The sequence below is a fragment of the Porphyrobacter sp. THAI-01a genome, from assembly GCF_056868655.1.
In genome coordinates, this window is record NZ_CP180579.1 from 313,762 (window position 1) to 334,421 (window position 20,660).

A 20,660-nucleotide genomic window follows, 5' to 3' on the forward strand; every position below is an offset into this window, starting at 1 on the left:
GCTGGGCATGGACGCAGGCTGGCGCGCTCCATGTACGAAGCCGGAGGATGGCACGCGCAGGGGGCGCTGCCCGTAACCTGCATTATCCGCGAAGCGCGCGCTGACCGGCGGGAGGCGCAGCCTGTCCCGCCGGACGCGCGGCTGCTCATGGCGCGGCGATGATCGCCGCTTCGATCCGGTCCGTGGTCTGGCCCGTCAGGGTCTTGGCGATCTCGCCCACGAGACGTTCGGTCAGTTCGGTGTGATAGTGCTGGCGCATCTCGCCCAGCGTCTTCGGGTCGGCGATGACGAGGAGGGCTTCGATATCGCCGGCGATCGCCCGGGCATTGAGCCATTCGGCCGCCGCCGCGCCATGGGCAAGCTCGCCGAGATCGGTGCTGTCTGGCTTCCGGCCGGAATCCTGATGCCGCACACCGGCACTGAAATTGGTGGGGTCGAGTTCGGGCTTGCCTTCCTCCGACAACTTCGGCTCGAACATCTGGCCCGTGTTGCGAAACAGCGTGAAGTGCTCGCCGTCAACCAGAGCGACGAGGGCGTTGTGAGGCAGTTTCATGGTGGGCGTCCTTCGATGTCGTTTTGCGTGATCGCCCCCGAATGCGGATAGCCTAACAGAAAAGCCCCGGAGGCGTGAACCTCCGGGGCTTCCTGTTGTCGGACCGTAAGGTCAGCCGAGCCCTTCGACAGGGCTCAGGGCATGCTTAGAAGCCCATGCCGCCCATGTCGGGCATCGCGGGGGCGGCCGGCTTGTCTTCCGGACGCTCGACGATGGCCGCTTCGGTGGTGATCAGCAGGCCGGCGACCGAGGCCGCGTCCTGCAGCGCGGTGCGGACGACCTTGGTCGGGTCGATCACGCCGGCCTTCACCAGGTTTTCATAGGTGTCGGTGGCGGCGTTGAAGCCCTGCGTTTCGTCATTCTCGCGCAGCAGGTTGCCCGCAACGACCGCGCCGTCGTGGCCGGCGTTCTGGGCGATCTGCTTGATCGGGGCGGTGATCGCCTTGCGGATGATGTCGATGCCGCGGGTCTGGTCCTCGTTCGCGCCCTTGAGGCCTTCGAGAGCCTTGGTGGCGTAGAGCAGAGCCGTGCCGCCGCCCGGGACGATGCCTTCTTCAACCGCGGCGCGGGTCGCGTGGAGCGCGTCGTCGACGCGGTCCTTGCGCTCCTTCACCTCGACTTCGGTCGCACCGCCGACCTTGATCACGGCCACGCCGCCGGCGAGCTTGGCCAGACGCTCCTGGAGCTTCTCGCGGTCGTAGTCGCTGGTGGTGTTGTCGATCTGGGTGCGGATCTCGGCGACCCGCGCCTTGATGTCGTCAGCCGAACCGGCGCCGTCGACGATGGTGGTATTGTCCTTGTCGATCGAGACCTTCTTGGCCTGGCCGAGCATGCCGACGGTGACGTTCTCGAGCTTGATGCCGAGGTCTTCGCTGATCATCTCGCCCTTGGTGAGGATCGCGATGTCCTGCAGCATGGCCTTGCGACGATCGCCGAAGCCCGGGGCCTTCACGGCCGCGACCTTCAGGCCGCCGCGCAGCTTGTTGACCACGAGGGTCGCCAGAGCTTCGCCTTCGATGTCCTCGGCGATGATGAGGAGCGGACGGCCCGACTGCACCACGGCTTCGAGGATCGGCAGCATCGACTGCAGGTTCGACAGCTTCTTCTCGTGGATCAGGATGTAGGGGTTATCCAGTTCCACGGTCATCTTGTCGGGGTTGGTGATGAAGTAGGGCGAAAGGTAGCCGCGGTCGAACTGCATGCCTTCGACGACATCGAGTTCGAACTCGAGGCCCTTGGCTTCCTCGACGGTGATCACGCCTTCCTTGCCGACCTTTTCCATGGCTTCGGCGATCTTCTCGCCGACTTCACGGTCGCCGTTGGCCGAGATGATGCCGACCTGCGCGATTTCCGAGCTGTCCGACACGTCCTTCGAACGCGACTTGAGGTTCTCGACGACCGCGATCACGGCCTGATCGATGCCGCGCTTCAGATCCATCGGGTTCATGCCGGCGGCGACCGACTTCATGCCTTCGGTCACGATCGCCTGGGCGAGCACGGTGGCGGTGGTGGTGCCGTCACCGGCAGCATCGTTCGCCTTCGAGGCCACTTCGCGCAGCATCTGCGCGCCCATGTTCTCGTACTTGTCCTTGAGCTCGATTTCCTTGGCGACGCTCACACCGTCCTTGGTGATGCGCGGCGCGCCGAAGCTCTTGTCGATGACGACGTTGCGGCCCTTGGGGCCGAGGGTCACCTTGACGGCGTTGGCGAGGATATCGACGCCGCGCAGAATGCCTTCACGGGCTTCGCGGCCGAACTTCACGTCCTTGGCAGCCATTTCGTTTCTCCTGAGATTGGGTTGTTCTTGAAAGGGAAGAAGGGGTCAGGCGATCAGCCCACGATCCCCATGATGTCGCTTTCCTTCATGATCAGCAGGTCTTCGCCGTTGATCTTGACTTCGGTGCCCGACCACTTGCCGAACAGCACGCGGTCACCGACCTTGACGTCGAGCGGAATGCGGTCGCCGTCATCGTCGCGGGCGCCGTCGCCCACGGCGATCACTTCGCCTTCGCTCGGCTTTTCTTGGGCGCTGTCGGGGATGATGATGCCGCCAGCGGTCTTCTGGTCGGCTTCGATGCGACGAACCACGACGCGGTCGTGCAGCGGACGAAATGCCATGTGTATGACCTTTCCTGAATTGGACTAGGGGTTGCTTGGCACTCTCCCCTCGAGAGTGCCAACGGGCGGGCATTTGGTCGCGGGGGGAGAATGAATCAACCCCCGCACCCGCAAAAATTTTCGCGAGGCGTGCGTTTTCAGGGGCGGGGTGGCCAGCGCGGGCGGGCTCGGTTATCCAGCCCGGCACATTCCCAGGGAAACCCGCCGCACGATGACCGCCCCCAAGCTTCCGCCCCGACTGTCCGCCACGCTGAACGAGGAGATCAACGTCGCCGCCGAGGCGTGGCTGTGGCTCAAGACCAACCTTGCCCATCTGACCGGCGCCATGGCGGTGCTCGTCATCGGCGTGATCCTCGCCCGCGTGCTGTCGAAATGGGCCGACCGGGCGCTGACCGGATCGGAGCGGATCGAGCCGACCGTGGCGCGGTTCCTCAGTAACATCATCAAGTATGCGCTGTGGGTGGTGGTGGCGATCACCGTGCTGACGCAGTTCGGGGTGCAGACCACCAGCATCATCGCCGCCCTCGGCGGGCTTGCGCTGGCGGTGGGCCTTGCGCTCCAGGGCACGTTGTCGAACGTGGCGGCGGGCGTGATGATCCTCATCCAGCGGCCCTTCCGCGTGGGCGAGGCGATCACCGCGGGCACGGTCACCGGGGTGGTGCAGGGCATCGGCCTGTTCACCACCGAGGTGCTCCAGCACGACGGGCTCTACGTGATGGTTCCCAACAACGAGCTGTGGAACAAGCCCATCATCAACTTCTCGCGGATGCCGACGCGGCGGTTCGAACTGCTGATCGGCATCGGCTATGACGACAGCATCGAGACCGCGCGCGCGGAACTGCTGGCGCTGGCAGAGGCCGATGCGCGGGTGCTGGCGGAGCCGGCGCCGGTGGTGTTCGTCTCGGCGCTCGCCGAGAGCGCGGTGACGATGGGCCTCAGGGTGTGGTGCAACACCTCCGACTATCTCGCCCTGTCCTGGGCCCTGACCGAGGCGGCCAAGCAGCGGTTCGAGGAGAAGGGCATCACCATCCCCTTCCCGCAGCGCGAGGTGCGGACGCTCCCTGCCAAGACCTAGCCGCGTGTCAGCCCCAGCCTATCGCGCCGGTGCCAGCGCCAGATCAGGCCCGCGGCGGCGAAAAAGAGGCCCGTGGCGAGCCCGATCCACACCCCCGTCCCCTCGAGCGGGGTGAAGAAGCCAAGCCCCAGCGACAGGCCGATCCCGGGTACCCAGTAGGAAAAGATCGCGATCCACATCGGCACGCGGGTGTCCTGCAATCCCCTGAGCGCCCCCGCGGCGACGGCCTGCACCCCGTCGGCGAGCTGGAAGATCGCGGCGAGCACGAGGTATTGCAGCGCGAACCCCACCAGCGCAGCATTGGCGGCGGCGTCGGGATCGACATAGATCCGCAGCAGCCATTCGGGGGCGAGAATCATCGCGCCGGCGGTGAGGCTCATGAACCCCGCGCCGATCGCGAGCGCCACCCATCCCGCCCGGCCCGCGCCAAGCGGATCGCGCGCGCCGAAGTGGTAGCCGACCCTGATCGCGGCCGCCTGCCCGACCCCGAAGGGCACCTGGAAGGCCAGGCTGGCGAGCTGGAGCGCGACCGTGTGCCCGGCCAGCTCCGCCGCACCGAACCGCCCCATCAGGAACGCCGCCGCCCCGAAGATCCCCGCCTCGGCGGTGATGGTGAGCGCGATCGGCGTGCCGATGCGGGCGATCTGCTTCAGCCGCGCCCAGTCCGGCGTCCACAGCCGCCCGAAGACGCGGTAGCGGTGCAGGCGCGGGTCGAGCCGGATCGCCAGCACATAGGCGCCGAGCGTGAAGAACGCGGTGATGATCGTCGCCACCGCCGCCCCCGCAAGGCCCAGCGCCGGCGCGCCCAGTTCGCCGAAGATGAAGGCGTAGTTGGCGATGGCATTGACGAAGATGCCGAGCCCGGTGATCGCCGTGGCGAAGATCGGGCGGCCGAGCGCCGAGACGAAGTTGCGCAGCACCGCCGACAGCAGCATCGGCACCATCGAGAACACGATCACGGTGTTGTACTGGTTGGCCAGCGCGATGATCCCCGGCTGCTGGCCGGAGACGCGCATGATCGGATCGAGCAACAGGCACAGCCCCGTGCCGCCGATCCCCGCGATCACCGCCAGCCACAGCGCCATGCGCACCGAGCGCCGCACCGGCCTCAGCGCCGGGGCGCGCGCACCGAGCGCCTCGGCGATCAGCGGCGCGACGGCTCCGGTGAGGCCCGTCAGCGCCCACAGCACCAGCCCGAACAGCGACACCGCCAGCGCCGATGCCGCAAGCTCCTGCTCGCCGAGCCGGGCGATGAAGATCACGTCGACGGCATAGGTCAGCATCTGCAGCAGGTTGGCAGCCGCCAGCGGCCCCGCGATCCCGAGGGTCGCGCGCAGTTCCTGCCCCCAGCCGGGCGTCTCGAGGGTGATGGCTTGTTGCATGGTCGTGTCGGTGCCTGCCGTCGGGCAAGCCGGCCCGGATAGGCGCAGGGGTGATTCGGGGAAAGCGCAAAAGCCGCAAGCAGGTGGCGGTGTCCCTTTGCGGCATCAGGGGTCCTGCGAAATCAGCGGCTTGGCCGATTGCGCTTTGCCGAATCGGGCGATCCAACCATAACGGATGCACTTGGGGGGCTTTCTTGACCGATATCCGACGCGATTCCGGTGCCGAGGGCGAAGCGCTGTCCGCGACTGCGGATGGGCCGGTGCGCCGCGGCCGGATCGGCCGGAAGCTCGTCACCCGCTGGATTCCCGGCGGCGTCGCGGTGGTCGCGGCGCTCACCCTGCCCGAACTTTCGGTCGGCGCGGGCGATCTCGGAGGCGGGGAGGGCCGCGACGCGCCCCCCGCGTCGCCGGCCAGGCGCAGCGTGAAGCCGGCAGGACTGGTCCAGCCGCTTGCCGAAGGGCCGCTCGCCGGGGTGCGCTATGGCGGGCTGCTGGATTTGGGCGAGAGCCGCGCCTCGGCCGCTTTCATCTCCCCCGCCATCACCGCCGCCGCTCCGCTCGGCCGGAGCGCGGACGCGGCCCCTGTCCTCGACCTTGCGCCGAGTGTTCCCGAAATCGAGGCGGAGCCCTTCGTGCCGCCCGCGCCATCGCCCGCCGTGGTCCTGCGGGTGGCCGCTCCGGCAGCTGCCCCGGCATCGGCTGCGATCATCGCTCCGCCGCAACCGGCAGCGCCCGTCGCCGCCGTCGCGGCAGCCGCGCTTCCGCTGCCGCCCGAGACCCCGCCCGCCGTCCGCGTCGATCCGCCCGCGGCGCCCGCGCCGGTCTCCGCTCCGCTGGCGGGGCAGGAGAACCCGGCCTTCGCCGCCTTCCAGCCCGAGGAGCGCGCAGCGCTGGCCGCGCCGGTCGCGGCTGCTGCTGCTGCCGCGCCGATCGCGCCGGCCGATGCTCCGGCTCCGTCCGCGACCCCTGTCGCCGCTGCGCCTGCGAGACTTGCCGCGGCTTCGCCCGTGGCGCGCACACCGGTCGGTCGCGGCGGCATCGAGCAGGTTGCGCAGGCGAAGCCGGCGCCGTCCGCACCGGCACCGACCAGCGCGGCCAAGGCGGTCTCGCCCGCAGTCTCGCCCGCGGCCCGACCGGTCGCGCCCGGCGCCCGCCCGCCGCTCGCCGCCTCGGTGCCGGTCCCGACACCCGCCCGCGCCGCGCCCGCACCGGCCGCGAAGCCTGCCGCCGCAGCAAAGCCGCCCGCCGCAGCACCGGCCCGTGCCGCCCCGCCTGCTTCCGCGCCGACCTCAGCGCCCGCGCCCGCGCCCAATCCTGCCGTCGCCGCCGTGCCCCGCGCGCCCGCGCCGCTCGCCGCCGCGCCGGGCCTCGGGGCCGCAAAGCCCGCCTACCGGCTCGACATCAAGTCGCAGCTCGTCACCCGCGTCGACGGCAAGACCGCCGGCGCGGTCGATTTCCGGCAGACCGAGGCGGGGCTCACGGTGAGGCTCGGCTCGATCGCCGAGGTGCTTGCCGACCGTATCGATCCGGCCCAGCTCGCCCGCATCCGCGGCTCGCAGGCCGGCAACACCTGGCTCTCGCTCGCCGAGCTCCAGGCGCAGGGCATCCCGATCAGCTACGATCCGGTCTATGACGAATTCAACGTGGGCCACACCGACACGCGGCCCAAGGCCGGGCGCAAGGTGCACATGGACCAGATCACCGCGCCCGAGCGCGGGATCGGGGCAACCGGGATGGATCAGGTCCGGCGCTAGCCCTTGCCCGCGGCGCAGCTGCCCCGGGTGATCTCGTAGGGCGCGCGGCCCTCCTCCTCCGCCTTCAGCGTCACGCACCAGTCGTCCCCGCCGCTCGATCGCAAGGTCGAGAGCACCGCCCGCGTGTCCGCGGCGAGCGTGGTCGTGCCGCGGTGGCGCGAGGTCGACCGGCCCGTCACCTCGAGCGTGTAGCTGACCTGCTGCCGGCGCGGCGAGAGGCCGATCAGCTGCACCTCGACGCCCCCCTCGTGCGGGCGGACGTCGAGCGTGAGGGCACGGGGTTCTTCGGTCATCGCGGGCACCGTTGCTGGAGCGAGGAGGAGCGCCAGCGCAAGGGCGGGCGCGGCGGCGGGCAGGGCGGGCCTCACGGCGCGCGGCCGCCGAGCTGGTTGATGAGCGCGTTGATCAGCGCCTGCGTCTCCTCGCCGAAACTCTGCGTTTCGGGCTGTTCCTTTTCGCGCGGGCGCGCGGGCGAGGTCTCGGGCGTGGCAAGGGCGATGGAGGCGATCGCCTGATTGCTGAAATCACCGCTCGAGGCGCCGGAGCGGGCGAGCCGCTCGATCACCTGGTCGACGGTCGGCAGGGCGGCGTTCTCGAAGTCGCCGCGCAGCAGCCGCTCCTCGGCGCTCGGGCCGCTGTCGGCGAGTGCCGCGAAGTCCCGCGAGCGCGTCTCGATGCGGTTCTGGCACAGCGCCACGATCGCGGCGACAGCGGGCGGGTCATTGCAGATGTCGGTGCCCTCGATCGCCTGCAGCAGCACGCGGCGTTCGGCCGGGCTGAGCTGGGCGAGGGTGGCGTCGAGATCGGCCCTGGAAAGCTGCGCCATGCCTGGCGTGCCCTGGGTGCGGCTGGTGATCTGGCTGGCGGGGGCATTGCCGGCCCCGCGCGAGATCTGCGCGCCGGGCGCCTCGGTGATGGTCGGGCGCGGCACCGGCGGGGCGCGGCGTTCGGCGCCGATGAAGGCCTTGGCGCGCGCGTCCTCGGGGATCTGCTCGATCTGGAACGCGTCGGTGCGGCTGGGGGGAGTCTCGGCGGGGGGCTCCTGCGCGCCCGCGACCGCTGCCGCAAGGCCGAGCGCGGCGATCGCGGCTGCGCCGCTTGCGGCGCGGGGCAGGCGGATCATCGCCAAGCCTATCCGCCCCCGCCACCGGGCGGCGGAGCGAACTGCACGCCGCCGATGTTGCTCTGGGTGACCTGGAGGCTCGCGCCGCCGGTCTGCACGATCCCGAGATCGGCGAGGTTGTCGCCGTTCTGGCTCCATTGCAGGCGGTTGCCGTTGTCGAGCTGGGTCGCGGTCATGGTGTTGCCGTCGCCCAGCTGTTCGAGGCGGGCCTCGTTGTCGCTGCCGTTCTGGGCGAGGATCACGCGGTTGCCGCTGCCGCGCTGCAGGATTGCGGCGCTGGACTGCTGTGCGGCGGAAATCTCGCGCTGGAGCACCAGCGCCGAATTGCCATCGCCTTCCTGCACCAGGGTGAGATCGGTCGAGCCGTCGCCGTCCTGCTCCACGCCGGCGACATTGCCGTCGCCGTCCTGCGCAATCGTGGCGCGGTGCGGGGCGCTGCCGTTCTGGGCAAGGTCGACCTCGTTCTCGTCGCCGTCCTGCACGATGCGGGCGAAGCTGTCGGAATTGCGCTGGATGACATTCGCGCGGCTGCCGTCGCCGATCTGGGTCACGAAGACGCCGCGCTCGGTCGCGCTCTGGGCGAGGGCGGGCACCGCAATCAGGGCGGCGGCGAGGATGCTGCCGCGGATCAGGTCGAGGGATGCGATCGCCATCATCCGTCCTTCATTATCGCAAAAAGATGTCCCGGGCGAGAGCATCGCTCCCGCCCGGGACGGTTGGTGAGGCTCAGAGGCCGCCCTGCGTGACAGTGGCGGAGTTGCTCGTGCCGGTCTGGTTAAGGTTCGACAGGTTGTTGTTGCTCGTCTGCATCACGTCGGCGGTGTTCAGGGTGCCGACCTGCGTGACGGTGCTGTTGTTGTCGGCACCGTTCTGCGTGACCGAGACGTCGTTGAACCCGCCGAGGCCGAGCGGATCGGACTGGTTGACGGTGCTCGAGTTGCCCGTGCCGGTCTGGGTGATGTTGGCCGCAAGGTTATCGTTACCCGGCGCGAAATCGCCCTGGCTGACGCTGCTGGTGTTTGCGGTGCCGCCGGTGTTGGTCTGGATCACCGTGGCGCTGTTGCGGCTGCCGGTGCCCTGACCCACGAAGGAGTTGTTGGCTCCGGTCTGGCTCACATCGGCGAAGTTGTTGCTGCCGCCGCCGATGTCGCCCTGGAACACGTCGCTGTCGCCGCCGTTGCCGATCTGCTCGACGAAGGCGACGTTGTTGGCGCCGCCCTGCACGACATTCGAATTGCCGTTGCCGGTCTGGGTGACGGTCGCTTCGGCATCCGTTCCGATCTGGAAGAGCGTCGAGACGCCGTTGCTGCCCGACTGGGTGACGAAGGCATCATTGCCCGAGCCGCTCTGGTCGATGGTCGAGTAGTTGTCGGTGCCCGACTGGGTGGTTTCCGCGATCTGGTCGCTGCCGCTCTGCGTCACGAAGGCATCGCTGCCGGTGCCGCTCTGGATCACCGTCGACTCGCTGTCGCTGGCGTCCTGCAGGACGCTGGCGCCGAGCTGGACGCCGTTCTGGCTGACGGTCGAATCGTTGTTGTCGCCGTTCTGGGTGACAGTCGCGGTGTTCGACGCGGCGCCCACCTGCGGTGCGGTGCCGATCGCCGTGTTGGTCTGGGTGATCGTGCTGTCGTTGTCGTCGCCGTTCTGGGTGCTGGTGGCGGTCATCAGCCGGGCCGAGATGGTATTGGTGCCCGGACCGTTCTGGTTGATCGTGCTGTCGTTGCGGTCGCCGCTCTGGTTGATGGTCGCGGTCGCGACGCGCGGATCGTTGCCGCCCGGAGGGTTGGGGGCATTGTTGATCGACTGGTTGATGGTCGCGATGTTCAGATCGCCGCCCTGGTTGATGAAGGCGTCCGAGAGCTGGCCAGTCTGGTTCACGAAGGCATCGTTGTTGTTGCCCGACTGCAGAATGCCGACCAGCGCCGGCACGTCGCTGTCGCCCGAGCCATTGTCGAAGCCGCCCTGGGTGACGGTCGCTTCGTTGAAGTTGCCGCTTTGCAGGACGTTGAGATCGCCGCTGCTGCCCGTCTGGCTGGCGGTGATTTCGTTATCGCTGCCGCTCTGCACCAGCAGGGCTTCCTGGCTGTTGGTCTGGTTGGGGTTCGAGGCCGGACGGCCCTGGGTGAGAGTGATCTCGTTGCGGTTGCCCGACTGCACGACGTCCGCATCCGAGTTCAGCGAGGTCTGGCCGACCGTGGCCCTGTTGTCGGTGCCCGACTGGGTAATGTCGACATCGCCGCCCGAATTGGCCTGCTGGGTGACCGTGGCGGTGTTGCGCGCGTTGCTCTGGATCACGGTCGCTTCCGCATTCGTGCCCGACTGGGTGACGGTCGCGGTCTGGGTGGTGCCGGTCTGGGTGATCGTCGACTGGTTGTCCTGGGCGGCGACAGGAGCCGCCAGAGCGAGGGCCAGCATCGAGGCGCCGGCGAGAATGGTGTTCTTCATCTCAAGTTCCTTTTTGTTTCAAGTGGCTTGCGACATTCGGTTCGGTACGAGCCGGGGTCTTGCGCCCCGGTGGAGCCGTCTGCGGGCGCGCCGTCGGGCGCGCCCGCAGGCAGCGGATCAGAAGCCCTGTGTCACCGTCACCGACCCGCCGTTGCCGGTCTGGATGATGTTCGACAGGTTGTTGTTGCTCGACTGGGTGACCGTGGCGGAGTTCAGCGAACCGTTCTGGGTGATGTTCGATTCGTTGTCCGCGCCCGACTGGGTGACGTCGGCAAGGTTGCCGAGGCCGTCGATGGTGCCGGTCTGGGCGATGTTGGACTCGTTGCCCGGGCCCGACTGGTTCACCTTCGCGGTGCTGTCGAAGCCGCCCTGGGTGATCTCGGAGGTGTTCGAGAGCCCCGCCTGGATGACTTCCGCCCGGTTCTCCGAACGCGGACCGCCGGCCCCGGTCTGGGTGATCAGCGAGCTCGACCCGTCCGAACCGACCAGCTGGTCGACGAAGGCGAGATCGTTGCGGCCCGTCTGGTTGATGGTCGAGGTCGCACCATTGCCGGCCTGGAACACGTCGGCCGAGTTGTTGAGCCCGGTCTGGTTCGAGTTCGAGGTGTTGCCGTCACCGGTCTGGAGCACCACGAGGTTCTGGCCCGCCGTGCCCTGGAAGGCATCGACGATGTTGCCGTTGCCGGTCTGGTCGATGTCGGCGAAGGCGCTCTTGTTCTCCTGCACCAGATCGGTGGTGTTGCCGGTGCCGATCTGGGTGACGTCGGCGGTCAGGTTGCTGTCGGCATTGCCGATGATCCCGAAGCCTTCGTCGCGCTGCGTCACGTTGACGAGGTTGCCGCCTCCGGTCTGCCGCACGGTGGCCGAGAAGGCGTTGCTCCCGGCATTGTTGAACGTCTGGGTGATGTTCGTGGTGCTCGCGCCGTTCTGGTTGACGATCGCATCCTGGTTGACCGACGCCTGGCCTGCCGCAGTCTGGTTGATCGTCGCCGTCGCCCCGTTGCGCTGCGTCACCCGGGCCAGAAGATCACCCGACTGGGCGCCGCTCGCGGTCTGGTTGACGGTCGAGGTCGAACCGCTCTGCTGGTTGATGATGGCGTTGAGCTGCGAGGATGCCTGCCCCGTGGCCATCTGGTTGACGATCGAGCTTGAATCGATCTGCGTGACCGAGGCGTGCAGATCGCGTGAGTTAGGGTTCGCCGCGGTCTGGTTGATGACCGAGTCCGAACTGCCCGACTGCACCACGTTGGCGCGCAGCGTTCCCGTCCAGAGCGGGCCGAGCGCATCCTGATTGATCGTCGAGGTGTTGTCGCCGACCGTCTGCGTCGCGTTGGCGACCAGGTTGAAGCCCGGCGCGACCGCGTTCTGATCGACGGTCGAGCTGTTGTTGTTGCCGCTCTGCACGACAGTCGATTCCGGATCCTCCGGCCGGTTGATGGTGTTCAACGTCGAGGCATCGACCTGCTTGATCGTCGAGGTGTTGTTGTTGCCCGTCTGCGTGACGAAGGCCCCGCCGCCGAGCGAATCCTGGTCGATGGTCGAGCTGTTGCCCGTGCCGGTCTGGGTCGTCGTGGCGGCGTTGCCATTGCCGTTCTGGTCGATGTCCGACGTGTTGCTGCCGGATTGCTGGACGGTCGCGCCGTTCCCGGTGCCGATCTGGTTGAGGTTCGACACGCTCTGCGCGAGGGCGGGCGATCCGGCGGCGAGCGCGATGAGCGAAGCGCCGGTGATGATGATCCTGTTCATGATGTGTAATCCTTTCATGCGATTACGTGGCTTGCCGGAGGGGGGAGGCTATGCTTCGCGCCCCTGTCCGGCATTGCGGGGAAGCGACCGGAGCCGCTCCCCCGTGGCCGTCAGGGCTGGTTCTGGAAGACGGTGGCGGTGTGCCCGTTGCCCGTCTGGCTGATGTCGGACACGTTCCCGATGCCACCCTGCGTCACGCCGGCGGTGTTGCCGTTGCCGGTCTGGATGATGGTGGATTCGTTGAAATCGCCATCCTGGTTGAGCGTGGCGGAGTTGTTGTCCCCGTTCTGCGTGAGGCTGGAGATGCCGTCGTTGCCCGACTGGGTCATGTTGGCGGTGTTGCCCGAGCTCGATGCCCCGGTGATGATCGTCAGGCTGCCGCTAGTGCCCTGGTTGATCACCGAATTGTTGCGATCGCCGCTCTGGAGCAGGTTGGCGGTGTTGTTCTCGCCGACCTGGGTGATGCCGATCGCACCGCCCGGCGCACCCGAGATGTTGCCGTCACCGATCTGGGTGATGTTGGCGATCTGGTTACGGCCGTACTGGTTCAGGCGCTGGGTGTTGCCTTCCCCGTTCTGCGTCACGTTGGCGCTCTGGTTCTCGTTGAGCGCCGCGGCGAGGGGCAGGGTGACGGCGTTCTGATCGATTTCCGAACGGTTGCCGGTGCCGTCCTGATCGACCGTCACGTCCGAGTTGTTGGCGATGCCGACCACGTCGGAGAAGTTGTTGGTGCCGTTCTGGTTCACGAGCACTTCGGCACCGCCCGCCAGCTGGGTCACGGTCGACACGTTGGTGGTCCCGTCCTGGATGACCTGGACATCGGCATTCACGGCACCGAGGAGGCCGCCCGACTGGCCGACGGTGCTCTGGTTGCCGGTGCCGGTCTGGCTGACATCGACGGTCCCGCCGATGGCCGTGCCGGTGACCAGGGAGACGTTGTCCGTGCCGTCCTGGAAGATGTCGACTTCCGAACCCGCGCCGTTCTGGGTCACGGTCGAGGTGTTGCCGGTACCGAGCTGGGTAACGGCGAGATCGGAGGTCGCTCCGGTTTCGCTGGCGGTCGAGATGTTGCCCTCGCCGTCCTGGGTGATTGAGGCAACCGCACCGACCCCCGACTGGGTCAGGAGCGAGCTGTTGGCCGTCCCGGTCTGGTCGACCGTGTTGCTCGAACCAGCGCCGCTCTGTGTCACGGTCGAGGTGTTGCCGACGAGGCCGGTGAAGTTCGTCTGGGTCACGTCGGTGCTCGAACCGAGACCGCTCTGGGTGACGGTCGAGGTGTTGCTGTCGCCGTTCTGCGTCACGCTTGTGCCGGCGAGCGAGCCGGTCTGGCTCACGGTCGAACGGTTGCCCTCGCCGTTCTGCTCGATTTCGGTCGTCGAGAACGAGCCCGACTGGGTGACGGTCGAACGGTTATCCTCGCCGTCCTGGATCACGTCGGTCACCGAGCTGATCCCGGTCTGGCTGATGGTCGACTGGTTGATCGAGCCGGTCTGGGTGACGAAGGCGTCGGCCGACGTGCCGCCCTGCGTCACGGTGGACTGGTTCCCGACGCCGCTCTGGCTGACGTCGGTCAGCGATCCGGCGCCAGTCTGGGTGACGTTGGAGATGTTGCCCTGGCCGTCCTGGCCGACGGTGGTCGAAGACCCGTCGCCGCTCTGGGTGACGAAGGAATCGTTGCCGTCGACACCGCCGTCGCTGTTGGCCTGGGTGACGGAGATGCTCGCATCATCGCCGGTCTGGCCGACGTTCGAGAAGTTGGCATTGCCGGTCTGGCTGATGATCGCGATCGATTCCACCGCGTTCTGGGTGACGTTCGAGACGTTGTCGGTCCCGTCCTGCGTCACGTCGACTTCGCTGTCTTCGCCGTCCTGCGTGACGTTGCTGCTGTTGCCCTCGCCGATCTGGTCGACGGTGGCCTGGTTGCCGCTCGCGCTCGCCGACTGGAGGATGGTCGAGCTGTTCGCGGCGCCGGCCACGCTCGACTGGGTCACGGTGGCTGTGTTGTTGCTGCCGTCCTGATCGATGTCGCTGATGTTGACGCCGGTGCCGCTCTGGGTGACGTCGGCGACTTCACCGGTCCCGGTCTGCTCGACATCCGAGGTGTTGGGCACGCCCTGCGCCATCGCGGCGCCGGCCAGCGCAAGTGCCATCAGCGAAGCGCCGGATTTGATCACGTTCTTCATTGCTCGTTTCCTCCTGCATTCGGGAATTTGTGCGACTGGTCCCATCCCCGCCGGCGTTCGCGCGCCGCAGGTGTCTGGAATTCGTTGAGAAAGGAGAAGGCAGAGCGTGCGATCGCGGCACCACGCCGCCCGGCCACGGGGACCGGAACGGAGATCGGCAAGCCATCACTTTGGATACGCTCGGCATTCATGGTTGCATCCGCCTTGACGATAGGCGATACCGAGCATCGGCCACGGCGCGTCTAGACGCCGGGTCGTACAGGTGATCGCATACCTTTTCCTCGCGCGCATCGGAGTTGCCGCTCCTTTGCGTGCTTTGTTTTTGCGGCCCAGTCGGCGCTTTTCGCGCTCTCTGGTCTATCCCGTCAAAGCCTGCGGCCCCCCCGGGAAACTCCCTCCGGCGTCACGATCCGTCGCGCCGGTCCTTGTCCTTGTCGCCATCGACCACCGTCAGTGCGGTGAGCGAGCCTGCCCGCTTGACCGCCTTCTGGATGTCGCTGGCATCGTAAACCCCGTCCCGCTCGGCGCGATAGGCGGCGAGCAGCGGCTGGGCGGCCGACATGTCGTCGAACCGCCACAGGTCGAGCTCCACGCCCTCGAGCACGAGACCATAGACCGCCTTCTCGATCGCCTGCTGCAGCGCGACCTGATCGGGCTCGTTGGAGGTGATCCCGGCCTCGGCCTCGAGCAGTTCGCGGAAGGCCACGAACTTGAAGGCGCTGGCGCCGAGCGCCTGGCTGGCGATGGTCTTGGAGGCGGTGACGTTGGCGAGCACCTCGCCGGTGCGCACCGAGACGGCGCGCAGATAGACGGTGACCGTGTCCTGGCGGTATTCGGTGCGCGCGCCGATCCCGAGGAAGGCCGCACCCGCCCCGCCGGTGACGGTGTTGGTGTCGTAGCCGACGATCCCGCCTTCCAGCAGCACGCCTGCGAACAGCAGCGCGGGCAGGGCGTTGGGATCGACTTCCTGTTCGCCGAGATAACGCTTGCGCATCTCGCCGATGATCTGGCGTTCCTTCAGAAGGTTGTCGAGCCGCTCGCGCTCCACCACGGTGAACCAGCCGCGGTTGCCCGCGTCCTGCAGCGCCTTGACCAGCATCGAGCCCGCGCCCTGCGTGACCGCGCGCGACAGGGTCTGGCCCTGCGCGCTCGGCTTGAACTGGCCGGTCTGGTCGGTGAAGCCGTAGACCGCGATCGCCACCGGACGCTGCGGCGCGGGAAGCTGCTGGAGCAGGTTCTGGGTCTGGGTCTTCTTCGGGAAATAGGCGAGGCTGGTGGTCGTCGGCAGCGAGCTGCGGCCATCGTGCGGCGCGCTCATGCAGCCTGCCAGCGCGAGCGGGGCCAGTGCCGTCAGCGAGAGGGGAAGAAGCTTGCGCATGTCCATCGCCATCAGTCGACTTCGATGAACAGGGGCACGACGATGCGGGTTTCCTCGCCCGTGGTGTCATTGCGGATGATCAGCGTGACCTCTTCGAGCGTGCGGAAGAACTCGATCGTCTGGCCGCCGAAGCTGATCGTGCCCCTTTCCTGCGGGTTGTCGCCGAAGATCGCGTCGACGATCTGCGAGGACAGCGCGGAAAGCAGGCGGGACTGCAGCTGGCGGGCGAAGATATCGGCCTGCGAATTGCTGCTGGTGGCACGCGGGTCGCGGAAGTCGTTGTTGGCGTTAGCAACGCCCAGGACGTGCTGCGAGTTGAACGGGTTGCCCCCGAAGGTGGGGCTGATCGGCTCGTGCACCAGATCCTGCGCTGCCAGGGGCGCGCCGCACCATAGGGCGCAAACCAGCAGACCTGCCTTGAAAACGTGCATCTAATCCCCCCCAAGTTCGAACCCGTGGAACGTACCTGGGTTATCTACCCCATTGACGTTCCAAGCCGTTGCCGACTCGGCGACTCGATGGCCTGATGTTAGGTGTTATTAACAGGCTGTAAAGTAACTTAACCATTACAGCGCGGAATCGTCCGGTTCCTAGACGGTTGCAAAGTCTGCATTTCTCACCCAGCTCCAGGGTTGCGCGGAGATGTCAGCAACCTGCCGCAAGTCGCGGAATCCTGCGGATGAGAACGTTTGCCGCAGCGATCGGAAGGGGGCTTCGGAAGCGGCGAGACCGGTCGCCCGGACGTGCTGCGCTCGCGATGAATTTCGCGGCTTTGGATAACCTATATAGCGCCTTGCGGCACCGGTCAGTGGCGCTTCCAGCTCATCCCAAAGGATCGACTCGGCCTGCGACTCGCGGCCGATTCCGTCTCCCGGGGGCGACGGGCGACCGCCTCAATCGAGCCACTTGCGGCGACGATGGGTGTCATCGACCCGGCGCGCGGCCGGGCTCACGGCCAGTGCCAGCACCACGAAGGCGATCTGGAGAAGGTAGAAGCTCTCGCCCAGCACCCCCGCCACCATCAGGCCGGTGGTGCCCAGCATCCCGATGGTCGCGGCAATGCAGATGACGAGGAAGATGTTGTAGCGGCGATGCTTCTCGGCGACGGGCACCGGCACCCTGCCGCGCTGGCTTGCCGCCAGCCGCGCCGCTACGCCGCGCCGCCAGCGCCGCAAGGCGATCTCGTAAGCCGCGTCATTGGCGATGTTGAGCGCCAGCAGCGGCACGATCATCAAGAGCAGCGCCGCGGGCATGGCTATGCCGCTGATGTGCGAAGGCAGGAACCACCCGAGCAGCAGCGGGACCCCGATCACCGCGGCGATGATCGTGCCCTGACGGGGCAGGGCCACGAAGCCCGGTCCCAGCAGGCGCTCGACGATGGCGTTTCCCTCGGCCTCGAGCCTCGCCGCCTCGTCGGAGAGGATGTGGAACGGGGCGCCGCCGGGGCCGTAGAACAGCCACCCGGCCTCGCTGTCGCGGATCCAGCGCGAGATCCTCGCCCCCTGGGTCTCGCGGAAGATCTGCTTTTCCCGTTCGCTGCGCATGGCGGCAAGCTACGGCAAACAGGTAAAAAAAGGGCGACGCCATCGCTGGCGCCGCCCCATTTGCGTCGATCCGAAAGATCGGCGACGAAGAGCTTACTTGAGCTCGACGGTGCCGCCGGCTTCCTCGATCTTCTTCTTGATGTCTTCGGCTTCGGCCTTCGACACGCCTTCCTTGACGGCCTTCGGCGCGCCTTCGACGAGCGCCTTGGCTTCGGTCAGGCCGAGGCCGGTGATGGCGCGGACTTCCTTGATGACCTGGATCTTCTTGCCGCCGTCGCCGGTCAGGATGACGTCGAATTCGGTCTGCTCTTCGGCAGCCGGGGCATCGGCAGCGCCGCCCGGGGCAGCAGCCACGGCAACCGCGGCAGCAGCGGAAACGCCCCACGCTTCTTCAAGCGCCTTGGCGAGTTCGGCAGCTTCGAGCACGGTCAGCTGCGACAGTTCTTCAACAAGCTTGGCAATATCGGCCATGATGGTTCACTCCAAAATTGTGGCGGGACGAATGTGTCCCAACAGATTGTTTCGTCTGGCGAAAAGCGTCTCTTACGCTGCGTCCTTTTCCGCATAGGCGGCGAAAACACGGGCGACCTTGGCAGCGGGGGCCGTGACGACCTGGGCGATCTTCGTCGCCGGGGCGTTGACCAGACCGATGAGCTTGGCGCGCATCTCGTCGAGGCTGGGCATCGTGGCAAGCGCCTTGATGCCGGCTTCGTCGAGCACGACCGAACCCAGCGACCCGCCTACGATTTCGAGCTTGTCGTTCGACTTGGCGAAATCGACAGCGGCCTTGGCAGCCGCGACCGGGTCCTTCGACCAGGCCAGCCCGACCGGGCCGGTGAGCATGTCACCGAGCCCGACATAGTCGGTGTTCTCGAGGGCGAGCTTGGCGAGACGGTTCTTCGCAACCTTGTAGGACGCACCAGCTTCGCGCATCTTCCCGCGCAGGTCGGTGGACTGGGCCACCGTCATGCCGAGGTTGCGGGTGACGACCACCACGCCGACCTCTGAGAAGACCGCATTGAGCTGGGCAACCGCGTCGGCTTTCTGCGAACGATCCATGCCATACTCCTTCACATTTGATCGCGGCGGGAATGGCTCCCCGGTCGCGACCGGCTACGTTGTGTCCGCGCGCGGAAGCCATGCGGCTCCGACGCGCGGGCGAGTCCGTCGATAGGGAAGGAGGGTGTGCCATCAGGCACGTGCAAGGCGTCCACGTTGACGTGGGCCCCTCGCGAAAATCTCGTTTCCCCGTCTAGGCTGGACATTAAGACCGGCAGATCCCGGTCACCAACTGTCTCGGACGGATGACGCGGCAAAGGCACGAGGCCCGCCGGTCGGGGCGGGCCTCTAGGCGATCGGCGCCGAGAGTCAAGCGAAACCCTGCGACGCGCGGCCTAGTCGGCCCACAGCGAGAGCGCCTCGGTATGGTAGAAGGCATGGACGGCGTGGCGCGTCCCGCCGGTCGTCATGAGCGGATCGGGGAGCTGGGAATACTGGACCGGCCAGTGTTCCGTGGTCGGGGAGAAGGGCGCGTTCTCGTAGGTGACGCCGCCGCCGAAATCGATGTGCAGCCACTGGGCGATGATGTTCGCCGGACCGCCGGTGGCGACCAGTTCGGCGCGTCCCGTGCCGGTGACGGGCACGGGATCGGGGCCGCTCCAGTCGAACCGCACGAGATCCGCGGGAAGGCTGCGCAAGGTCAGGCCGGCGCAGCTGGTCTCGACGCTGCCGGTCGGGCGGAACAGGCTGGCGAAGTCGCCGAGGTCGAAGCCCTCGACCAGTTGCGGCGGGGGCGCCAGGCCTTCCAGTTCGGCCAGTGCCACGCGCAGGCTGGCGGCTTCCGGCAGGAACAGGGCGCCGGGCGCGGCGAGTTCGGCGCGGGCATGATCGAGCGCGTTGAGCACGCCCTCGCCCACGAGGTTGGCGGAGAAGATCTCGGACATCACCAGATCGGCCCCGGCCTCGGCGATCGCGCTGCGCTTGAGTTCGCCCGAGTGGCAGGCGTGGATCGTGATCACGTCATCGAGCGCGTTGGCGGCGACGATCCGGCGCGCGGCTTCGGCGACCAGGGCATTGGCCTCGCAGGCGATCACCCTGGCTGCACCCGCGCGCGCGGCAATCATCGCCAGCAGGCCCGATCCCGTGCCGATGTCGAGCACCACTCGGCCGGGGGCGGCGGCCTCGATCGCGCTGCGGTAGGCCGCGTTGCGAGCCTCGTCGCGCAGCATTGCCGCATGCCAGCCCGGGACCTTGCGCGTGCGGATAAGGCGCGCGACATTCTCGTAAAGCGCCGATCCGGGTTGGCGGGCGAGCGTCTCGGCGATCAGCGTCTCGACCGCGGCGCCCTTGCCCTTTTCGATGAGCGAGAGGCCGAGCGACAGGAAGATCTCCGGCCGGTCGAAGACGTCTGCCTCATCCGCGCGCGTCGTCCTGTTCATGCTCACTGCCCCCTGGCGCTGTCAGGTTGCGCCATGGCACGGGCGCGGGACGGAGTGAATAGCCAAAGCAGCAAGGCCCGCCGGAGGGGGCGGGCCTTGCCGGTGTGGCGGGGGCGGTCAGCCCTCCTCGGTCCGGTATCCCAGCAGGTCGCCCGGCTGGCACTCCAGTTCTCGGCAGATCGCGGCGAGGGTGGAGAAGCGGATCGCCTTGGCCTTGCCGGTCTTGAGGATCGACAGGTTGGCGAGGGTGAGGCCCACGCGCTCGGCCAGTTCGGTCAGCGTCATGCGGCGGGCGTAGAGCAGGTCGTCCAGTTTGACCATGATGCGGGCTCCTTCGATGTCGTCCATGCTGGGGGGCATCACACGGTCCCTTCCAGATCTTCGCGCATCGCCGCGCCGTGGCGGAACACCCGGGCGAGGATGAACAGGACGAGCACCATGAGGATGCCGGTGATGTCGAAGGCGTCGCCTTCTAGCCGCAGGTCGACATCGTCGAGCTCCTGCGCCCACTCGGCGATCACCAGCGCCAGCGCGACCAGCGGCCAGGTCAGCAGTTGCGAGGCGAGCAGCAGCCAGGCCATCGCGCTCAGCCGCTCGGCATTGACCGGGACGAAGGGATCGCCCGCGCCCACCGTGTCGATGATCGCGCGCAGCTTGCCGAAGAACACGAACAGCGCCGCGAGGATCATGAACATGATGCCCAGCAGCCCGATCAGCGGCAGCATCGGGATTTCGCCGAGCGGCATCGGGCTGCCCGCCCTGACCCCTTCGAGCACCGCGTCCTCGAAGAAGATCAGGGCCGGCACGGCGATGGCGAGGGCAAGGGCGCCGACGGCCATTGCCGCCTGGAGCAGGATCGTCACGACCTTGCCTGACAACAGCAGCAGGTCGTTTCCGGGAGCGTTCATGGCGGGTCTCCTT

General features: G+C 67.6%; 21 protein-coding genes. 2 read left to right on the plus strand and 19 right to left on the minus strand.

The features are described 5' to 3' along the window. Positions 1-145: 145 nt before the first annotated feature. From ACMX37_RS01550 to groES, 3 genes are all read right to left on the minus strand, one after another. Positions 146-553, minus strand: a complete 408-nt coding sequence (locus ACMX37_RS01550) for a baeRF12 domain-containing protein (protein ID WP_483147216.1) — start codon at positions 551-553, stop codon at positions 146-148. Between the two features lie 145 nt (positions 554-698). Further along, positions 699-2,330: a chaperonin GroEL gene (groL, locus tag ACMX37_RS01555; protein WP_088912595.1), complete on the minus strand. Its 1,632-nt coding sequence runs from the start codon at positions 2,328-2,330 to the stop codon at positions 699-701. A gap of 53 nt (positions 2,331-2,383) precedes the next feature. Next, positions 2,384-2,671 carry a co-chaperone GroES gene (gene groES, locus ACMX37_RS01560; RefSeq protein ID WP_088912594.1) on the minus strand — a complete coding sequence of 96 codons (288 nt, stop codon included), beginning with the start codon at positions 2,669-2,671 and terminating at the stop codon, positions 2,384-2,386. A 211-nt stretch (positions 2,672-2,882) separates the two neighbouring features. Between groES and ACMX37_RS01565 the strand changes: the two genes are divergently transcribed. Then, positions 2,883-3,746, plus strand: coding sequence for a mechanosensitive ion channel family protein (locus ACMX37_RS01565; protein ID WP_483147217.1), 864 nt, complete (start codon positions 2,883-2,885; stop codon positions 3,744-3,746). Here ACMX37_RS01565 and ACMX37_RS01570 read toward each other — a convergent pair. Then, positions 3,743-5,128: an MATE family efflux transporter gene (locus ACMX37_RS01570; RefSeq protein WP_483147218.1), complete on the minus strand. Its 1,386-nt coding sequence runs from the start codon at positions 5,126-5,128 to the stop codon at positions 3,743-3,745. The two genes, ACMX37_RS01565 and ACMX37_RS01570, sit on opposite strands and share 4 nt — an antisense overlap. Positions 5,129-5,322: 194 nt before the next feature. Between ACMX37_RS01570 and ACMX37_RS01575 the strand changes: the two genes are divergently transcribed. Continuing rightward, positions 5,323-6,882: a hypothetical protein gene (locus ACMX37_RS01575; RefSeq protein ID WP_483147219.1), complete on the plus strand. Its 1,560-nt coding sequence runs from the start codon at positions 5,323-5,325 to the stop codon at positions 6,880-6,882. Here ACMX37_RS01575 and csgH read toward each other — a convergent pair. The 15 genes from csgH to ACMX37_RS01650 form a co-directional block, all read right to left on the minus strand. Then, the gene (csgH, locus tag ACMX37_RS01580; protein WP_483147220.1) at positions 6,879-7,175 is read right to left on the minus strand and encodes a curli-like amyloid fiber formation chaperone CsgH; all 297 of its coding nucleotides are present in this window, start codon (positions 7,173-7,175) and stop codon (positions 6,879-6,881) included. The two genes, ACMX37_RS01575 and csgH, sit on opposite strands and share 4 nt — an antisense overlap. Positions 7,176-7,246: 71 nt before the next feature. Next, entirely contained in the window at positions 7,247-8,005 is a 759-nt protein-coding gene (locus tag ACMX37_RS01585) for a hypothetical protein (protein WP_483147221.1), read from the minus strand. A gap of 8 nt (positions 8,006-8,013) precedes the next feature. After that, positions 8,014-8,658, minus strand: coding sequence for a hypothetical protein (locus tag ACMX37_RS01590; protein ID WP_483147222.1), 645 nt, complete (start codon positions 8,656-8,658; stop codon positions 8,014-8,016). Positions 8,659-8,731: 73 nt separating this feature from the next. Further along, complete coding sequence (locus tag ACMX37_RS01595) at positions 8,732-10,450, minus strand: beta strand repeat-containing protein (protein WP_483147223.1); 1,719 nt, start codon at positions 10,448-10,450, stop codon at positions 8,732-8,734. 117 nt (positions 10,451-10,567) lie between these two features. Next, positions 10,568-12,196: a beta strand repeat-containing protein gene (locus ACMX37_RS01600; RefSeq protein ID WP_483147224.1), complete on the minus strand. Its 1,629-nt coding sequence runs from the start codon at positions 12,194-12,196 to the stop codon at positions 10,568-10,570. A gap of 110 nt (positions 12,197-12,306) precedes the next feature. Beyond that, entirely contained in the window at positions 12,307-14,379 is a 2,073-nt protein-coding gene (locus tag ACMX37_RS01605; RefSeq protein WP_483147225.1) for a beta strand repeat-containing protein, read from the minus strand. Then, positions 14,376-14,570, minus strand: coding sequence for a hypothetical protein (locus tag ACMX37_RS01610; RefSeq protein ID WP_483147226.1), 195 nt, complete (start codon positions 14,568-14,570; stop codon positions 14,376-14,378). The genes ACMX37_RS01605 and ACMX37_RS01610 overlap by 4 nt, the downstream gene beginning before the upstream one ends. A 212-nt stretch (positions 14,571-14,782) precedes the next feature. Next, complete coding sequence (locus ACMX37_RS01615) at positions 14,783-15,757, minus strand: CsgG/HfaB family protein (protein ID WP_483147227.1); 975 nt, start codon at positions 15,755-15,757, stop codon at positions 14,783-14,785. An 11-nt stretch (positions 15,758-15,768) separates the two neighbouring features. After that, entirely contained in the window at positions 15,769-16,188 is a 420-nt protein-coding gene (locus ACMX37_RS01620; protein ID WP_483147228.1) for a curli assembly protein CsgF, read from the minus strand. Positions 16,189-16,650: 462 nt separating this feature from the next. After that, complete coding sequence (locus ACMX37_RS01625; RefSeq protein WP_483147229.1) at positions 16,651-17,301, minus strand: hypothetical protein; 651 nt, start codon at positions 17,299-17,301, stop codon at positions 16,651-16,653. 93 nt (positions 17,302-17,394) lie between these two features. Next, a complete protein-coding gene (gene rplL, locus ACMX37_RS01630; RefSeq protein ID WP_410178968.1) occupies positions 17,395-17,772 on the minus strand; it encodes a 50S ribosomal protein L7/L12 in 378 nt (125 codons plus the stop codon). 72 nt (positions 17,773-17,844) lie between these two features. Next, positions 17,845-18,360, minus strand: coding sequence for a 50S ribosomal protein L10 (rplJ, locus tag ACMX37_RS01635; RefSeq protein ID WP_088912589.1), 516 nt, complete (start codon positions 18,358-18,360; stop codon positions 17,845-17,847). 335 nt (positions 18,361-18,695) lie between these two features. Beyond that, positions 18,696-19,739 carry a 50S ribosomal protein L11 methyltransferase gene (locus tag ACMX37_RS01640; RefSeq protein ID WP_483147230.1) on the minus strand — a complete coding sequence of 348 codons (1,044 nt, stop codon included), beginning with the start codon at positions 19,737-19,739 and terminating at the stop codon, positions 18,696-18,698. A gap of 117 nt (positions 19,740-19,856) precedes the next feature. Then, positions 19,857-20,099 carry a helix-turn-helix domain-containing protein gene (locus ACMX37_RS01645; protein ID WP_483147231.1) on the minus strand — a complete coding sequence of 81 codons (243 nt, stop codon included), beginning with the start codon at positions 20,097-20,099 and terminating at the stop codon, positions 19,857-19,859. Next, positions 20,099-20,647 carry a DUF2975 domain-containing protein gene (locus ACMX37_RS01650; protein WP_483147232.1) on the minus strand — a complete coding sequence of 183 codons (549 nt, stop codon included), beginning with the start codon at positions 20,645-20,647 and terminating at the stop codon, positions 20,099-20,101. Before ACMX37_RS01650 ends, ACMX37_RS01645 begins: the two co-directional genes overlap by 1 nt. Between the last annotated feature and the right edge of the window lie 13 nt (positions 20,648-20,660).